Genomic DNA, 14,375 nt, shown 5'->3' with positions numbered 1-14,375 from the left:
GGACGACAAGTGGGGCTGGAGTGCCGGAACTCGTACTGGAATTGAATGGCAGTACCTGGACGCTGGATGCGTCCAGGTCATACACCCTCGGACGTGATCCGCAGGGTGACCTGGTGATCGACGACGCCAGAGTCTCGTGGCGGCATGCCACGATCAGCTGGGGCGGTCGCAGTTGGGTCATCGAGGATCACGGATCGACCAACGGCACCTACGTGCAGGGCCAGCGGATCCACCAGATGGAAATCGGCCCCGGCTCCTCGGTCCACCTCGGCAACGCGACCGACGGCCCGCGGCTGAATCTGTCCGGTGCCGCCGCGGCCGCCTACGCGCAGCCCGCCCCGGCCCAGCAGGCCCAGGCGGCCCCTGTGCAGCAGCCCCAGCAGGGCGGGTGGGCTCAGCAACAGCAGCAGCCTCAGCCGCCGCAGCAGGCGCAGGTCCCGCAGCAGTCGTGGCAGCAGCCGCAGCAGGCTCAGCCCCAACAGCAGCCCCCGCAGCCGCAGTTCCCGCAGCAGGGCGGCGCCGCGGGCGCCCCGCCCGTCTACGGGGACCGCAGCCCGACCACCTTCCACCACCTGTCGCTCGGCCGGGTCATGCGCATCGGCCGTGCGCTGGAGAACGAGCTGGTGGTCTCCGACCTCCAGGTCTCGCGCCACCACGCCGAGTTCCACGCGACGCCCGACGGCCGGATGGAGATCCGCGACCTCGGGTCGCACAACGGCACGTACGTCAACGGACAGCCGGTGGCCAAGTCGGGCACCGCGCTGCTCGGCCCCAACGACATCGTCGGCGTCGGCCACTCGACCTTCCGCATCGTCGGCGACCGGCTCGAAGAGTTCGTCGACACCGGTGACGTCTCCTTCTCCGCCCGCCACCTGACCGTCACGGTCGACGGCGGCAAGGACATCCTCAAGGACGTCTCCTTCGGCGTCCCCGAGAAGTCCCTGATCGCGGTCATCGGCCCCTCGGGCTCCGGAAAGTCCACCCTGCTCAAGGCGCTCACCGGCTACCGGCCCGCCAACCAGGGCGACGTCCTCTACGACAACCGGAACCTGTACAAGCAGTTCGCCGAGCTGCGCCAGCGCATCGGTCTGGTCCCGCAGGACGACATCCTGCACAAGGAGCTGACCGTCAAGAAGGCGCTGAAGTACGCGGCCAAGCTGCGCTTCCCGGCCGACACCACCGAGAACGAGCGTCAGCAGCGCATCGACGAGGTGCTGCGCGAGCTCAAGCTGGACATCCACAAGGAGAAGAAGGTCACCTCCCTCTCCGGTGGCCAGCGCAAGCGCGTGTCGGTGGCCCTGGAGCTCCTGACCAAGCCGTCGCTGATCTTCCTGGACGAGCCCACCTCGGGCCTCGACCCGGGCATGGACCGCGACGTCATGCAGCTGCTCCGCGGCCTCGCCGACGACGGCCGCACCGTCCTGGTGGTCACCCACTCGGTGGCCGAACTCGCCATCTGCGACAAGCTGTTGGTGATGGCGCCGGGCGGCTCGGTCGCCTACTTCGGTCCCCCGGAGGAGGCGCTGAACTTCTTCGGCTACAGCACCTGGGCCGATGTCTTCTCCGCCTTCGAGAGCTACCGCGACTACGACTGGGCGGGCCGCTGGAAGGGCTCGCAGCACTACCAGATGTACGCCGCGGACATCGACGCGGTCGCCCCGCAGTCGGTGCAGATGCCGCCGGCCCAGGCGATCAAGCCGCCGAAGCCGCAGGGCTGGGTCTCCCAGCTGTGGACGCTGATGCGCCGCTACGCGTCGGTCATCGCCTCCGACAAGGGCTTCCTCGCCCTGTCGGTGGCGCTGCCCGCCGTGATCGGCGCGGTGAGCGTCGTCATCCCGTCGAAGTTCGGCCTCGGGGCGCCCACGCCACCGGTCCGGTTCAACGGCGACGCGGGCACGATCATGCTGATCCTCACGGTCGGCATGTGCTTCTCCGGCGCCGCCAACTCCGTGCGAGAACTGATCAAGGAACGGGTCATCTACGAGCGCGAACGGGCCACTGGCCTGTCCCGCTCGGCGTACCTGATGTCCAAGGTCCTGGTCCTCGGTGTCATCACGGCCTTCCAGGGCGTGATCCTCTGCGTCATCGGCTTCTCGACCCGCAGGCTGCCCGCCGAGGGCCTGGTGATGCCGCCGGCGATCGAGATGTGCCTGGTCGTGATCGCGCTCGGCTTCACCTCGATGATGTTCGGCCTGATCATCTCCTCGCTGGTGAAGACCTCCGAGAAGACGATGCCGCTCCTGGTCATGTTCGCCATCGTCCAGGTCGTCTTCACCGGCATCCTCTTCAAGGTGTACGACTCGGTCGGCCTGGAGCAGTTCGCCTGGCTGATGCCGTCCCGCTGGGCCATCGCCGGCGCCGGCACGACGCTCGACCTGGCCCACCTGATGGGGCCGATGGACCAGAACAACCCGACCAACCTCGACCCGCTGTGGAAGCACGACGCTTCGCAGTGGTTCACCGACATCTCGGTGCTGATGCTGATCGGCATCGCCCTCGGCTTCGTGGTCGCGCGCCTGCTGCGCCGCCACGAGCCCGAGGTCATGCGCAAGTAGCACCGCGCCGAACGACGCCGAAGGGCGGCACCCCGCACGGGGTGCCGCCCTTCGGCGTCGTCTGCGTCCTGCGTCGCTCAGTAGGCGCTGTTGACGTTGTCCATCGAGCCGTACTTGTTCGCCGCGTAGTTGGCGGCGGCGGTGATGTTGGCGACCGGGTCGTAGATGTTCCACGAGGTGCCGGGCACGTGGTACGCGTTGAAGGTCGGCTGGATGACCTGGAGAAGGCCCTTCGACGGGATGCCGTTGATGGCGTTGATGTCCCAGCCGTTGATGGCGTTCGGGTTGCCGGTCGACTCGCGCATGATGTTGCGGTGCAGACCCTCGTAGGAGCCCGGGATGCCCTTGCTCTTCATGATGTCGAGGGCCTGGCGGATCCAGCCGTCGAGGTTGTTGGCGTACACCGGCTTGCGGGCGGCGGAGCGGCTGGCGGCGGCGGCCTCGTCACGCTGCTTCGCCTCGGCCTCGGCCTTCGCCTTGGCGTCCGCGTCGGCCTTGGCCTTCGCGGCGTCCTGGGCCTGCTTGCCCGCGGTGACCTGCTGCTGGGAGATGGACTCCGAGACCGTCTTGGTGCTGGCGACGGTCGCCGCGAAGGCGGCCGGCTCGGCAGCTTCGGCGTTGCCCGACGCACCCGTCCCGGGGAGAACCGTGAGGGCGAGAGCGGCGGCGCCGAGGGCGGCGACGCCGGCAATCGAGATCTTGTGCGTCTTGGCGAGACGACTATGACCAGGGTTGCTGGACTCGGGCATGGCGGTTGGACCTCTTCCGAATGACGTGGACGGCGCACCTGAGCGCCGCGGCGTTGGAGCCGCAGCGCTGTGCGACGGGAGTCATTGTTAGCGGCCGCAAAATCGTGTGGCAAAGGTGCGACATACGAAGCCGGATAGTGGATCACGGGCCTGCGAAAGACGGCTCGTACCCGCTCTCGCCCCGCTCACACAGCCTTTATCTGTCCACTAGCGAGCTTCGTAAGTGATGTGCGTCCTATGCTCGGGCTCACATCGAGCACGTAACAGTCTCACTGGGCGTTGCGGAAGCAATGCGCAGGGTGAGGGTTCTCGTCCGGAAGTATGAGGTGGACGTCGCCGAACTCGTGCCACAGGTAGAGCTGCCTCAGCGCCTGGTCGTAGGCGACGGCCAGCGCCTGGCGCCCCGCGATCGCCTCCAGCATCAACAGATGCGAGGCCTCCGGCTCGTGCAGCCCGGTCAGCAGGGCGTCCACCACCCGCACCCCGCGCTCCGGGGTCACCACGAGATCCGTCCACCCCGACGCCTCCCGCACCACCCCGTCCGGCCCGGTCGCCGATTCCAGGGCGCGCACCGCGGTGGTCCCCACGGCCACGATCGTGCCGCCGCCCGACTTCGCCGCGTTCACCAGCCGGGCCGTGGCCCGCGGCACCTCGAAGCGCTCCGGGTACGGCGGCTCGTGCGCCTCCGTCGACGCGACCCCCGTGTGCAGCGTGATCGGCGCGAACTGCACACCCCGCCGCACCAGTTCGGCGACCAGCTCCACCGTGAAGGGCCGCGCCGCGCTCGGCATCTCCGCCGAGCCGAGCCCGCCGGGCGCGGGCAGCGCGAACACCGTCTGGTACGCGGCCAGCGGCTGGTCCCGCTCGGTGTAGCCGTACCGGATCGGCCGCCCCCGCCGGTGCAGCAGCCCCGGCACGTCGGCCACCGAGACCCGCGCCCACCACAGCCGGTCCGGGCTCAGCGCCTCATCGAGGACCAGCCGCTCCCCGCCGCCCAGCGCGACAACCGTCCCCGCCCGGTCCCCGGTCCGCCGCTCCGTACTTCCCGACGCGGCCGGTGTCCGCAGCTCCACCGCCCAGCGCCCGTCGGACCCGCGGGTGGAGAAGTGCACCACCACCGGCCGCCCCGCCACCGTGCCGTCGACCGCGGCGGGCAGGGTCTCAGAGGTATTGACGACGAGTACGTCACCGGCCCGCAGCTGTCCCGCGAGATCGCGGAACGCGTGATGGGACACCGCTTCTCCCCGCGACACCATCAGCCGTACGTCGTCCCGCCCCGAGCCGCGCACCTCCGCGGGCACCGAGGCGAGCAGCCCGTCCGGCACCCGTACCACCATGGGCACCGTCACCGCGCCTCCTCCACAAGAGAGGGAGCGCGGTACCGTCCGCTCGCGGGCCGCTCGTCGAGCAGTCGCAGGAATCCCGGCACCACCGTCGCGGGCTCCGGCCGGCCGGAGTCGTCGTCCACCGGCACCGCCGCCGCGTACAGATCCGTCCGCATGTCCCCCGGGTCCACCGCCCACACCCGCAGCCCAGGCTCCTCCACGGCGAGCACCGCCACCAGCTGGTCGAGCGCCGCCTTCGAGGCCCCGTACCCGCCCCAGGTCGGGTACGCCTCCACCGCCGCGTCCGAACTGACCGCGACCACCGCGCCCGCCCGCGCCCCGCGCAGCAGCGGCAGCGACTCCTGCACCAGGCCGAGCGCCGCGACCACATTGGTCTCCAGCGCCGACCGCAGCCCCGCGAGATCCAGCACGTCGAGCCCTACCAGCGGCTCGGCTCCCAGCGCGGAGGCGTTGTTCACCAGCAGATCGAGCCCGCCCAGCTCCCGCGCCGCCGCCACCAGCTCCGCGCGGTGCCCGGCATCGGTGACGTCCCCGGGCAGCGCCACGACCTGCGTTCCGTACTCCTTGAGCCCGCGCGCCGCCTCTTCCAGTACGGGCGCGGTCCTGGCATCGAGGACCAGGTCCCAGCCCCGTTCGGCCAGCGCCCCGGCGAGCGCGCGCCCCAGTCCCTTCGAGGCCCCCGTGATGATCGCAACCGGCATGATGTCCAGCCCCTCTGTCCCTCGACACGCGTCCGTCGTCATACGTCCGTCGATCCGCGTCCGTCGATCTGCGTTCAGAGTGGCGCCGGGCCGGGTCCCGCCGCCTCGGACGCGGGCCCCAGCCGGCCAAGGCACTTCGACCTAGGCCCCGGGACCCAATCCATGGCCGTCCACAGGCCGAGGCGCTCTGTCGTACCCCGCCGGTACGGTGATCACATGAGCCGTCCCCGCCCCGTCCACCCCGATCGGTCGGCGGAGAGCCCGTCGCCGCACGCGGGCCTCGCCGCCGTGAGCACCGCCCTGCTCGCCATGAGCCGGCACCTGGAGGTCAGGGACGTCCTCAAGACGATCACCGCGTCCGCGCGCGAACTGCTCGACGCGGAGTACGCGGCGCTCGGCGTGCCCGACGACCACGGCGGCTTCGCCCAGTTCGTGGTCGACGGCATCAGCGACGAGCAGTGGCGGGCGATCGGACCGCTGCCGCGCCAGCACGGCATCCTCGCCGCGATGCTCCACGAGGAGAAGGCGGAGCGCCTGGCCGATGTCCGCGAGGACCCCCGCTTCGAGGGCTGGCCGTCCGCCCACCCCGACATGTCGGACTTCCTCGGCATGCCGATCCGCGACGGCGACGAGACGATCGGCGCGCTCTTCCTCGCCAACAAGCGCTGCCCCAAACCGGCCGGCGGCTGCGGCTTCACCGAGGACGACGAGGAACTGCTCGGCATCCTCGCCCAGCACGCCGCGATCGCGCTCACCAACGCCCGCCTGTACGAGCGCAGCCGCGAGCTCACCATCGCCGAGGAGCGCTCCCGGCTCGCGCACGAGCTGCACGACGCGGTCAGTCAGAAACTCTTCTCGCTGCGCCTGACCGCCCAGGCGGCGGCCACCCTCGTCGACCGCGACCCGGCCCGCGCCAAGGGCGAGCTCCAGCAGGTCGCCGCCCTCGCCGCCGAGGCCGCCGACGAACTGCGCGCCGCCGTCGTGGAGTTGAGGCCCGCGGCGCTGGAGGAGGACGGCCTGGTGAACACCCTGCGCACCCAGATCCAGGTCCTGGACCGGGCCCACGCGGCCCGCGTCACCTTCGACAACCGCGGGGTCAGGGCGCTGCCCCCGGCCCAGGAGGAGGCCCTGCTGAGGGTCGCCCAGGAAGCGCTGCACAACGCGCTGCGCCACTCCGGCGCCGACCGGGTCGACGTCGTACTGGCCAGGAAGGGGCAGGGCGCGGTCCTGCGCGTCACCGACAACGGCAAGGGTTTCGAACCGAGGGCGGTCCGCCGGGCCGGCCGCCATCTCGGCCTGGTGTCGATGCGGCACCGGGCGAGCGGTGTGGCCGGCCGGCTGACCGTGCAATCGGCACCCGGCGAGGGCGCCACGATCGAGATGGAGGTCCCCGGTGGCTGACAAGGTGATCAGGGTCCTGCTCGTGGACGACCACCAGGTGGTCCGCCGGGGGCTGCGGACCTTCCTGGAAGTACAGGACGACATAGAGGTGGTGGGGGAGGCCTCCGACGGCGCCGAGGGCGTCGCCCGCGCCGAGGAGCTGAAGCCGGACGTCGTCCTGATGGACGTGAAGATGCCGGGCATGGACGGCATCGAGGCCCTGCGCAAGCTCCGCGAGCTCGCCAACCCGGCCAGGGTCCTCGTCGTCACCAGCTTCACCGAGCAGCGCACGGTGGTCCCAGCCCTGCGCGCCGGTGCCTCCGGCTACGTATACAAGGACGTCGACCCGGACGCGCTGGCCGGAGCGATCCGCTCGGTGCACGCCGGGCACGTGCTGCTCCAGCCCGAAGTCGCGGGCGCCCTGCTCGCCCAGGAGGACGGGCACGGCGGCACCGGCCGAGGCTCCACGCTCACCGAGCGGGAGAAGGAGGTCCTCGCACTGATCGCGGACGGCCGCTCCAACCGGGAGATCGCCCGCGCGCTCGTCCTGTCCGAGAAGACCGTCAAGACGCACGTCTCGAACATACTGATGAAGCTGGACCTCGCCGACCGCACCCAGGCCGCGCTCTGGGCCGTGCGGCACGGGGTTACCGGGTGACACACGGTGAACCGGACCGTCATGCTCCGGTGAGAGATTCATACCGTCGTGTGTATGTCACCCACATAGCGCATCCCCTGGGGCCGCCAGCCGTTCTTCATGGCGTGCCGCGGCGGCTGGCCGCGGCGATGACCAGGAGGATCCTGAAGTGAAGAAGCTCAACAAGGCCGTCGCCGTCACCATGGTCGCGGGCGGCATGCTCGCCGCTGCGGCGGGTGCCGCCTCCGCCCACGACGGGGCGAACGCCGACGGCAAGGCCGAGCACTCCCCGGGCATCGTCTCCGGCAACCTGGTCCAGGTTCCGGTGCACGTCCCGGTGAACGCCACGGGCAACACGCTCAACGTGGTCGGCCTCCTGAACTCGGCGTTCGGCAACGAGAGCTCCAACCACTGACCGGCCCCGCGCCCACGCAGTGACCTCCGGCCCCCAGGCTCAGCCCTGGGGGCCGGTCCCATTGCCCCGGGCCGCCCCCCGGCGTCAGCCCCGCCGCTCCCGCTCCTCCACATACGCGTTGTACGCCGCGACCCTCGCCCGCCGCGCCACCCGCTCCACCGGGCGCAGTGCCTCGCCCCGCGCCGCGATCTCCGAGGCGCTTACCGCGCCCCCGTGCCCGCTCTCGTACGCGATCGAGACCAGCAGTCCGACCCGCCGGGCCAGCTCCAGCACCCGGACCGCGCGCGGCGGGTACCCGGGTGCGAGCACCTCCTCGTCGGGGCCCTCGGCCCGTGCCCGGTACGCGTCGATCGCGGCCGCCGCGGCCGGACCCGAGCCCGCCACGTCGAGCCGGGTGAGCGCCGCCGTCGCCTCCCGCAGCGCCTCCGCCAGCTCCCGCTCCGCCTCCCCGAGCGAGGGCACGTCCGCCGGCGGCGCCTCGCGCACCGGCAGGCAGCGCCACAGGACCTCGGCATGCACATCACCGGCCGGCCCCACCTCGTACACCTCGGGGACGAGCCCGTACGGCGCCCCGAACCCGACCACCGCCTCCTCGGCGTCGAGCGCCCGCGCATTGAACTCCGCGGGACCGCTGAGCCCCAGCGGATGCCCCGCCGTCGGCAGCGCGACCCGCCAGCCGCTCACCCCGAGCGTGCGCAGCCGGCCGAGCGCCAGCGTGAGTCCGACCGGCGCGGATTCACCGGGCAGCCCCGCCACGCGGTGCACCGCGTCCTCCCCGACGATCGCGAGCGCCGCGTCGTCGGGCGAGACATTTCCGGCCAACAGGGCATTTCCCCAAGCGGCCAGCCGACCTGAACGTGGTTCCGAGAACATGGCCCAAGCCTAGGCAAGTCCCACGACCGGCCCTAAGGGCGGGATCACTTCACCAGTGGCGTAGGTTTTCCCTGGGGCCGCGCCCACAGGCGCCCCCGAACGGCACTCGCGAACTCAAGACGATGGCATGGGGAGACAACGCGCTCATGAGCGATGTACTGGAGCTGGTGGACGTATCCGTGGTCCGCGACGGACGCGCTCTGGTGGACGACGTCTCCTGGTCGGTCAAGGAAGGTGAGCGCTGGGTCATCCTCGGCCCCAACGGCGCCGGCAAGACCACCCTCCTCAACATCGCCTCCAGCTACCTCTTCCCGAGCACCGGCACCGCCAAGATCCTCGGCGAACAGCTCGGCAAGGTCGACGTGTTCGAGCTGCGCCCGCGCATCGGCATGGCCGGCGTCGCCATGGCCGACAAGCTCCCCAAGCGCCAGACCGTCCTGCAGACGGTGCTCACCGCCGCGTACGGCATGACCGCCACCTGGCAGGAGCACTACGACGCCGTCGACGAGGACCGCGCGCGCGCCTTCCTCGACCGGCTCGGCATGACCGAATTCCTGGACCGCAAGTTCGGCACGCTCTCCGAGGGCGAGCGCAAGCGCACCCTCATCGCCCGCGCCATGATGACCGACCCCGAACTCCTCCTCCTGGACGAGCCCGCCGCCGGTCTCGACCTGGGCGGCCGCGAGGACCTGGTGCGCCGCCTGGGCAGGCTCGCCCGCGACCCGTACGCGCCCTCGATGGTCATGGTCACCCACCACGTCGAGGAGATCGCCCCCGGCTTCACCCACGTCCTCATGATCCGTCAGGGCAAGGTGCTCGCCGCCGGCCCCATGGAGACCGAGCTGACCTCCCGCAACCTCTCCCTCTGCTTCGGCCTCCCGCTGCTCGTGGAGCACCGCGGCGACCGCTACACCGCGACCGGTCTCCCGCTCGGCTGACCAGCGCGCACTGTCGGGGAGCGTCCACCCCGACCTACCATGACCTCGTGGACATCGAGGCATGGATCTGGTGGCTGGTGGCCGCGGCCGGTCTGGGCATCCCGCTCGTGCTGACCGCCATGCCCGAGTTCGGCATGATGGCGGTCGGTGCGATGGCCGCCGCGATCGCGGCGGGCTTCGGTCTCGGCCTCGTCGCCCAAGTGCTCATCTTCGTCGCCGTCTCCGTCGCGCTCATCGCGGTGGTACGCCCCATCGCCGCCCGGCACCTCAACCAGCGCCCCCGACTCGCCACCGGAGTCGAGGCGTTGAAGGGCCGTCAGGCCATCGTCCTGGAACGGGTCGACGCCCGCGGCGGCCGGATCAAACTGGCGGGCGAGGTCTGGTCCGCACGCGCACTCGACGAGGACCAGGTGTACGAACCGGGCCGCCAGGTCGATGTCGTCGAGATCGACGGAGCCACTGCCATCGTCATGTGAACCATGCCAGGATCATCCGGTCCGGAACTTCCAAGAGCTTCCAGGACTTACCGAGAGCAAGAAGGGCACGGGGTACGCGATGTCAGCGATCATCATCGTCCTGATCATTCTGGTGGTGCTGGTCTTCATCGCCCTGATCAAGACCATCCAGGTCATTCCACAGGCCAGCGCCGCGATCGTGGAGCGCTTCGGCCGCTACACGAGGACGCTCAACGCCGGACTGAACATCGTCGTCCCGTTCATCGACTCGATCCGCAACCGGATCGACCTGCGTGAACAGGTCGTCCCCTTCCCGCCCCAGCCGGTGATCACCCAGGACAACCTGGTCGTCAATATCGACACCGTCATCTACTACCAGGTGACCGACGCCCGCGCCGCGACGTACGAAGTCGCCAGCTACATCCAGGCGATCGAACAGCTCACCGTCACCACGCTCCGCAACATCATCGGCGGCATGGACCTGGAGCGGACCCTGACCTCCCGCGAGGAGATCAACGCGGCGCTGCGCGGCGTCCTCGACGAGGCCACCGGCAAGTGGGGCATCCGCGTCAACCGCGTCGAACTCAAGGCGATCGAGCCGCCGACCTCCATCCAGGACTCGATGGAGAAGCAGATGCGCGCCGACCGTGACAAGCGCGCCGCGATCCTCCAGGCCGAGGGTGTACGGCAGTCGGAGATCCTGCGCGCCGAGGGTGAGAAGCAGTCCGCGATCCTGCGCGCCGAAGGTGAGGCCAAGGCGGCCGCGCTGCGCGCCGAGGGCGAGGCCCAGGCCGTCCGTACGGTCTTCGAGGCCATCCACGCCGGCGACCCCGACCAGAAGCTGCTCTCCTACCAGTACCTCCAGATGCTGCCGAAGATCGCCGAGGGCGACGCCAACAAGCTCTGGATCGTGCCCAGCGAGATCGGCGACGCACTCAAGGGCCTCTCCGGCGCCTTCGGCAACCTCGGCGGCGGAATGCCCGGCTTCAACACGGGCGGCAACTCCGGCAACGCCCCGGTCGAGCGCCGCGAGGAACCCCCCGTCGACTGACGGCAGTTGACTGCGCCCTACACCGTCCATGCATGATCAGTGCGGCCCCTCGACCTCCATGGCGGGGAGGCGACTCACTGATTGTGTAAGGAGATGGCCTTGTCCATCTGGGAAGCACTCGCGGTCTTCGCCGCCGGAATCGGCGCGGGCACCATCAACACGATCGTCGGCTCAGGAACGCTCCTCACCTTCCCCGTCCTGCTGGCGACCGGACTCCCCCCGGTCACGGCCAACGTGTCCAACGCACTCGGCCTGGTCCCCGGCTCCATCAGCGGAGCCATCGGCTACCGCCACGAACTGCGCGGCCAGACCCGCCGGGTGCTCCGCCTCGGTGGCACCGCCCTGCTCGGTGGCCTCGCCGGGGCGGTCCTGCTGCTCGCCCTGCCGTCCAAGGCGTTCGACGCGATCGTCCCCGTCCTGGTCGGCGCGGCCCTCGTCCTCGTCCTGTTCCAGCCCCGCATAGCCGCCGTCATCAAGCGCCGCCGCGAGGCCAGCGGCACCGAGGCCCACCCCGAAGGCGGCACCGCCCTCCTCGTCGGCCTCTTCCTCGCCAGCATGTACGGCGGCTACTTCGGCGCCGCCCAAGGCGTCCTCTACCTCTCCCTGATGGGCCTGCTGCTCCACGAGAGCCTCCAGCGCATCAACGCCGTCAAGAACATCCTCGGCGCCGTCGTCAACGGCATCGCGGCCGTCTTCTTCCTCTTCGTCGCCGAATTCGACTGGACCGCCGTCCTGCTCATCGCCGTCGGCTCGACCATCGGAGGCCAGATCGGCGCCAAGGTCGGCCGCCGGCTGAAGCCCGCGGTCCTGCGCGGAGTCATCATCGCCGTCGGCGTCGTCGCCATCCTCCAACTGACCCTCAAGTAGCGGCCGTACGCAAGCGAAAGAGCCCGCCCTCATCGTGAAGGCGGGCTCCGCACAAGGGAGTTGACCCGGTTACGCGGCCGGTACGGCGCCCGAAGCCAGCCACTCGGGCAGCTCCGACCGGTCCCCGGCCGCCATCGAAAGCAGCATCGCATCGGCCGGAGACGGCACGAACGGCTGCCGCAGCAACGGCATCCCCGCCTCCTGCGGCGTCCGGTCCGCCTTGCGGTGGTTGTCCTCGGCGCAGGAGGCGACCGTATTCAGCCACCCGTCCCGGCCGCCCTGGGCCCGCGGCACCACATGGTCCACGGTCGTCGCGCGCCGCCCGCAGTACGCGCACCGGTGCTGGTCCCTGATCAGCACCCCCCGCCTCGACCACGGAGCCTGTCTTCGGAACGGCACCCGTACGTATCTGCACAGCCTGATCACCCGCGGCACCGGGATGTCGACGGCGGCCGCACGCATCCGCAGCTCGGGGTGGGACTGCTCGACCACGGCCTTGTCCTGGAGGACCAGCACCACAGCACGGTTGAGCGTCACCGTCGACAGCGGCTCGAAGCTCGCGTTCAGTACCAGCGTGTCCCGCATCGTGCCCACCTCCGTAGTGCCGGCCCACTCCCTGGCGGGCCTGGATCAACTCTGGCCGGGCTCGCCACGATGGACAACGCAATATCCGCGCCGGCCCGAAGCACATCGCGGACCCCGGCAACAGAAAAATGCCCTGCCCTGATCTCTCCAAGACCAGGGCAGGGCAAACGGAAAGCGAACGATCAGCTCTGCGCGGGAGAGGTGTACTCACCGATGAGCTGGGCCCGCCCGAGCGCGTGGAACCGCAGATGGAAACCGACCACGGCCGGTGAGGCGTCCGCGTCGGGGCCCAGCTTGTCGGTGTCGACCGCGTACACCGTGAAGACGTACCGATGGGTCTCGCCGGCCGGCGGAGCCGCGCCCCCGAAGTCCTTCGAACCGTAGTCGTTGCGCACCTGCACGGCCCCGGCCGGCAGCCCCTCGAACTTCCCGCTGCCCGCTCCCGCGGGCAGCTCGGTCACCGAGGCCGGGATGTCGAACAGCGACCAGTGCCAGAACCCGCTGCCCGTGGGCGCGTCCGGGTCGAAACACGTCACCGCGAAGCTCTTGGTCCCCGCCGGGAAACCCTCCCAGCGCAGCTGCGGCGAGGTGTTCCCGCCCCCGTAGACCTGGGCGTCCTTCAGCACGGCCCCCGGCTCGATGTCCTCGCTCACCACGGTGAACGACGGCACCTCGGGGTGGAAGTCGTGGGGAAGCGGCGGCCTCTTGAGCTCGCTCACGTCGGCACCTCCTGATTCGGCATCAACTGGTGGGGCCGAGCCTAGGGGGCGTTCCCCGCAAAACCAGTTCCGCCGTCCACTACCCTCGTACCGCATGATCGCGGGCACCGAACGTACGCCACTTCCCAGGGACTTCTTCGACCGCCCGGTCCTGGAGGTCGCCCCGGACCTCCTGGGCCGCACGCTGGTACGCCTCACTCCGGCGGGGCCTCTTGAACTCCGCCTGACCGAGGTGGAGGCGTACGACGGCCCGAACGATCCCGGCTCGCACGCCTTCCGCGGCCGCACGGCCCGCAACGACGTGATGTTCGGCCCGCCCGGACACGCGTACGTCTACTTCACGTACGGCATGTGGCACTGCCTCAACCTGGTGTGCGGCCCCGAGGGCAGGGCGAGCGGTGTACTGCTCAGGGCGGGGGAGTTCCTGGTGGGCGCCGAACTGGCCCGCGGACGTCGACTCTCGGCCCGCCATGACAAAGAACTGGCCAAAGGCCCGGCCCGCCTGGCCACCGCCCTCGACGTGGGCCGCGCCCTGAACGGCACGGACGTCTGCACCGGCCCGGAATCCCCGCTCTCCGTCCTCGCGGGCACCCCTCCCACGCCCGACCAGGTACGCAGCGGCCCGCGCACCGGAGTGGGCGGCGACGGCGCCCCGCATCCCTGGCGCTTCTGGATCTCCGACGAGCCCACGGTGAGCCCCTTCCGGGCCCATCAGCCGCGGCGCCGCCGAACTTGACTCGGCCTCAAGGGGCGCCTAACGTAGCCCGAGCCGCTTGAGACGGGCCCTGCTGTTCAGCAACCCCAGGCGGCCATCCACTACCTACGATCGAACCCCAACGGGTGCGAATTTCGGCATGCCGCAATTCGAACTCGAATGACTCGATTATGAGTAGCCGGGGAAACCCGCTAAAGTAGTGGACACGCCGAAAGGGAAACGCGAAAGCGAGGAACTCGAAGCGAACCCCCTTCCGACGGGGAATCGGACACGAAAGCGTCTGATAGAGTCGGGAACACGAAATACCGAAGGGAAGCGCCCGGAGGAAAGCCCGAGAGGGTGAGTACGAAGGAAGCGTCCGTTCCTTGAGAACTCAACAGCGTGCCAAA

General features: G+C 70.3%; 15 protein-coding genes. 9 read left to right on the top strand and 6 right to left on the bottom strand.

Annotated elements, in window-relative coordinates:
• Positions 1-20: 20 nt before the first annotated feature.
• Positions 21-2,555 (top strand): FHA domain-containing protein, encoded by a 2,535-nt coding sequence (locus ACIQ8J_RS00075; protein ID WP_403276393.1) that lies wholly within the window; start codon positions 21-23, stop codon positions 2,553-2,555.
• 77 nt (positions 2,556-2,632) lie between these two features.
• Here ACIQ8J_RS00075 and ACIQ8J_RS00070 read toward each other — a convergent pair whose 3' ends face one another.
• From ACIQ8J_RS00070 to ACIQ8J_RS00060, 3 genes are all read right to left on the bottom strand, one after another.
• Positions 2,633-3,304 (bottom strand): transglycosylase SLT domain-containing protein, encoded by a 672-nt coding sequence (locus tag ACIQ8J_RS00070; RefSeq protein ID WP_403276391.1) that lies wholly within the window; start codon positions 3,302-3,304, stop codon positions 2,633-2,635.
• 269 nt (positions 3,305-3,573) lie between these two features.
• Entirely contained in the window at positions 3,574-4,641 is a 1,068-nt protein-coding gene (locus tag ACIQ8J_RS00065; protein ID WP_403276472.1) for an S-adenosylmethionine:tRNA ribosyltransferase-isomerase, read from the bottom strand.
• Positions 4,642-4,649: 8 nt separating this feature from the next.
• The gene (locus tag ACIQ8J_RS00060; protein ID WP_403276389.1) at positions 4,650-5,351 is read right to left on the bottom strand and encodes an SDR family NAD(P)-dependent oxidoreductase; all 702 of its coding nucleotides are present in this window, start codon (positions 5,349-5,351) and stop codon (positions 4,650-4,652) included.
• Between the two features lie 216 nt (positions 5,352-5,567).
• Here ACIQ8J_RS00060 and ACIQ8J_RS00055 point away from each other — a divergent pair, with 216 nt between their 5' ends.
• The 3 genes from ACIQ8J_RS00055 to ACIQ8J_RS00045 all read left to right on the top strand — a co-directional run bounded on the left by ACIQ8J_RS00055 (position 5,568) and on the right by ACIQ8J_RS00045 (position 7,783).
• On the top strand, positions 5,568-6,752 hold the full coding sequence (locus tag ACIQ8J_RS00055) for a GAF domain-containing sensor histidine kinase (protein WP_403276386.1): 1,185 nt from the start codon (positions 5,568-5,570) through the stop codon (positions 6,750-6,752).
• Entirely contained in the window at positions 6,745-7,389 is a 645-nt protein-coding gene (locus ACIQ8J_RS00050; RefSeq protein ID WP_403276384.1) for a response regulator, read from the top strand. The genes ACIQ8J_RS00055 and ACIQ8J_RS00050 overlap by 8 nt, the downstream gene beginning before the upstream one ends.
• 148 nt (positions 7,390-7,537) lie before the next feature.
• Positions 7,538-7,783 carry a chaplin gene (locus ACIQ8J_RS00045; RefSeq protein WP_403276382.1) on the top strand — a complete coding sequence of 82 codons (246 nt, stop codon included), beginning with the start codon at positions 7,538-7,540 and terminating at the stop codon, positions 7,781-7,783.
• 84 nt (positions 7,784-7,867) lie between these two features.
• Here ACIQ8J_RS00045 and ACIQ8J_RS00040 read toward each other — a convergent pair whose 3' ends face one another.
• Positions 7,868-8,656 carry a hypothetical protein gene (locus tag ACIQ8J_RS00040; RefSeq protein ID WP_403276379.1) on the bottom strand — a complete coding sequence of 263 codons (789 nt, stop codon included), beginning with the start codon at positions 8,654-8,656 and terminating at the stop codon, positions 7,868-7,870.
• A gap of 146 nt (positions 8,657-8,802) precedes the next feature.
• Between ACIQ8J_RS00040 and ACIQ8J_RS00035 the strand changes: the two genes are divergently transcribed.
• The 4 genes from ACIQ8J_RS00035 to ACIQ8J_RS00020 all read left to right on the top strand — a co-directional run bounded on the left by ACIQ8J_RS00035 (position 8,803) and on the right by ACIQ8J_RS00020 (position 11,967).
• Positions 8,803-9,594, top strand: a complete 792-nt coding sequence (locus tag ACIQ8J_RS00035; protein WP_403276377.1) for an ABC transporter ATP-binding protein — start codon at positions 8,803-8,805, stop codon at positions 9,592-9,594.
• Positions 9,595-9,641: 47 nt separating this feature from the next.
• Entirely contained in the window at positions 9,642-10,070 is a 429-nt protein-coding gene (locus tag ACIQ8J_RS00030) for an NfeD family protein (RefSeq protein ID WP_403276374.1), read from the top strand.
• Between the two features lie 79 nt (positions 10,071-10,149).
• The gene (locus ACIQ8J_RS00025) at positions 10,150-11,100 is read left to right on the top strand and encodes an SPFH domain-containing protein (protein WP_399049333.1); all 951 of its coding nucleotides are present in this window, start codon (positions 10,150-10,152) and stop codon (positions 11,098-11,100) included.
• Between the two features lie 93 nt (positions 11,101-11,193).
• Entirely contained in the window at positions 11,194-11,967 is a 774-nt protein-coding gene (locus ACIQ8J_RS00020; RefSeq protein ID WP_403276371.1) for a sulfite exporter TauE/SafE family protein, read from the top strand.
• A gap of 69 nt (positions 11,968-12,036) precedes the next feature.
• Here ACIQ8J_RS00020 and ACIQ8J_RS00015 read toward each other — a convergent pair whose 3' ends face one another.
• Entirely contained in the window at positions 12,037-12,552 is a 516-nt protein-coding gene (locus tag ACIQ8J_RS00015) for an HNH endonuclease (protein WP_403276369.1), read from the bottom strand.
• Positions 12,553-12,734: 182 nt separating this feature from the next.
• Entirely contained in the window at positions 12,735-13,271 is a 537-nt protein-coding gene (locus tag ACIQ8J_RS00010; RefSeq protein WP_403276366.1) for a YbhB/YbcL family Raf kinase inhibitor-like protein, read from the bottom strand.
• 94 nt (positions 13,272-13,365) lie between these two features.
• On the opposite strand from ACIQ8J_RS00010, the gene ACIQ8J_RS00005 reads away from it, so the two are divergent.
• Positions 13,366-14,007 (top strand): DNA-3-methyladenine glycosylase, encoded by a 642-nt coding sequence (locus tag ACIQ8J_RS00005; RefSeq protein WP_403276364.1) that lies wholly within the window; start codon positions 13,366-13,368, stop codon positions 14,005-14,007.
• Positions 14,008-14,375 lie beyond the last annotated feature (368 nt).

It is taken from the genome of Streptomyces sp. NPDC094147 (assembly GCF_044764265.1).
Taxonomy (GTDB): Bacteria; Actinomycetota; Actinomycetes; order Streptomycetales; family Streptomycetaceae; genus Streptomyces.
Note: the sequence above shows the minus strand (reverse complement) of the source record. Positions and strands in the feature narration are given on the sequence as shown.